The 2,365-nt window shown below is 30.9% G+C and carries 2 protein-coding genes and 1 pseudogene; all 3 read right to left on the bottom strand.

Annotation, left to right across the window (positions count from 1 at the left end; genetic code table 11):
• Positions 1–371 (bottom strand): hypothetical protein (locus tag ACH8JV_RS19235; RefSeq protein WP_396523234.1); only part of this gene is annotated, 371 nt, incomplete at its 3' end.
• A 440-nt stretch (positions 372–811) separates the two neighbouring features.
• Entirely contained in the window at positions 812–1,099 is a 288-nt protein-coding gene (locus tag ACH8JV_RS19230) for a hypothetical protein (protein ID WP_396523232.1), read from the bottom strand.
• Positions 1,100–1,139: 40 nt separating this feature from the next.
• Positions 1,140–2,121, bottom strand: a pseudogene (locus ACH8JV_RS19225) (type IV secretion protein Rhs); the annotation flags it as partial.
• Between the last annotated feature and the right edge of the window lie 244 nt (positions 2,122–2,365).

The raw sequence follows: 2,365 nt of genomic DNA, 5'->3' as shown, positions 1-2,365 counted from the left end.
TTATAATTATTTGCAATAATTAAAATCTGATAATCATGGCTATTAACTACAAAACATCTATAATCTTTGAAGCTAACTTTGGAACGATCCCATTTTCTTCTTTTCTTTAAATATTTCTTTATCCTTTTAGTATCTAGAATCTCATATATAGATGATCTGTACTCAGACTCATCTATTAGATAATTTCTAATTTTCTTCTTAATTTTAACACTTAAAACATCACTAAAAAAAACCATCCCAAGTTTGTTTTTTATTAACTCGGCGTTGTCATTCCAGCATGTAAAATAAGTAGTTAAATCATCATGATAATATTGAGTGAAAACATGACATTGAGGGTCTTGCCAAAACGGCATTTCTATTTCTACAATCATAATAACTCTCCTTCTGCAAAACCAGTACTTTGGTAAGTTTGATGTACCTTCGCCCGATACCCCATTATTTCTCAATCTTGAACTTTACCATTTGGCGTATCAAATTTTGGGTTCACTGATCTCTGTGCAAAAGTAATATCTTTTGGGTCTAATAGTAATAAAGCCCCACAATCATACTTACAATTTTTTGTTTCCGATATATTCTTTTGCTTCACCTTAGCCACCCCAAAGGATCAATCCAACTTACCGGAGTGGGTGCATATGCATATACATTATCTCAACCCAATAATCCAGTCGGCTCTTTGGAAATAAAATGGTCTACATACCGTGAATAATAACAATAACGGTTGTAATGCAAACCTATTTCTTGATCCTTACACTTCAGACTGAACAATACTCAGTCTATGCTCATGCACTTTATTGATAATAATTTCATATTTTTAATCTTCAATTAAAAAATTATATATTTCACCGAGCCATTTCAAAGCATCTTCATTATTTTCAAAATAAATATTTGATAGTTGAGATATATATTTATAATCAATCTTTTTTTTTATTAAAATTTCTTTAAACTCTAATTTTAACGCGTCTATTTCTTCACTCTTTACTACCTTTTTATAACTTTTTACTACTTTCTGATATGTGATGTCTTCATAATCTAAATCACTAAACCATGCACCAAGTAATTGATACATTAGAGAAAAATTACTTTCAAAATTATCTATCATTAATATACTCCTATTGTGTATGTGAAGTCAAAATTGTATATTTTCCATACGCATCATATTGGCACTGTTGGCCTAGATATTCTTTAATTACCTTATTAACCAGAGGATTATAATCATAGCCCGTTTCATCTAGCTTTTGTGAGTGCTTTTGAACTTTCTGACTATGGTATGAACCTAGAATATTACTGGCCTGGTCAAAACTAAGTGTTTCCTTACCTAACTTACTACTAGCCTCAAGCAAACGCCCAATCGGATCATATTTATAATTGATATTATCCTTACTTGTATCCTTAATTCCTGTTAATTGACCAGTTTTATCATATTGATATAAACATTGAATTGATGGCTGGGTTTCTTAAATTGCATTGTTTTGTGTCTGGTTGACTTGTTCATTTATGGATAACCAAACTCATGTCTAATAAGAATATTTTGCTGGATTAAATGTCCCATCATATCATAACGTTGTTCTTGGTTAATTCCGTTAGCATAGTGACATGCAATTTCACGGTATAAATCATCACGCCCGAAATTTACAACACCTTAATCATTCACGATCAGGCTATGGACATGATCAAAACCATAGGTTAACCAGTCAATCTTTATTCGATCATTAATTTCATCATAACTGTATTTCCAGACTCCTGTTTTCTTGATTTTATAATTTTGATATTGTTCACGAATTGCTTTCACTACAGCATAGTAATATCACTACAGGTTACTTTCAGCATTTTGACTTAAATAAGATCGCCATTACTTATCATAAGCACATTCTTCAACTAATTGTTGCCCTTAGTCATGTTCAACATAACCATAGTATGCTGTTCCAAGTGTCCTATGCTATCGAAAAGAAACTTTTGAATACGATCTTACGGTGCAATTCGATCTCGTAAATCTTCACCGTGCATAGAAGCGAATTCAACACTACTAACAAGGTTTCCATCGATTTCGTCATAGTTATAAAGAGTTTCTTTACCATCAAAATCAATTTCTTTAACGGATCAGCTTACAACATCGTAGAAGAACGTAACTAGCACCTTTTTTTAAATGCTATGATCCTTCTTACTCCCCGATTATCATTAATCAGATGTAAACATTAGTCTAGCCGACGTATATTTCCAAAAAATTAAAAAAATATTAATGTTAATTAAGACTGAATCATTCAGTTTTAATTCTACAATACTAAACAGCTTTTGATTTATTAGTTAAATCCATTCTTTTACATTTTTAAAAAAATTCTCTTCATTGATTGAAACATCTAAGTTATGA

This window comes from Acinetobacter sp. ABJ_C5_2, from assembly GCF_044538485.1.
Lineage (GTDB): Bacteria > Pseudomonadota > Gammaproteobacteria > Pseudomonadales > Moraxellaceae > Acinetobacter > Acinetobacter nosocomialis_A.
The sequence above is the reverse complement of the archived record's forward strand: the minus strand, read 5'-3'. Positions and strand labels throughout refer to the sequence as shown.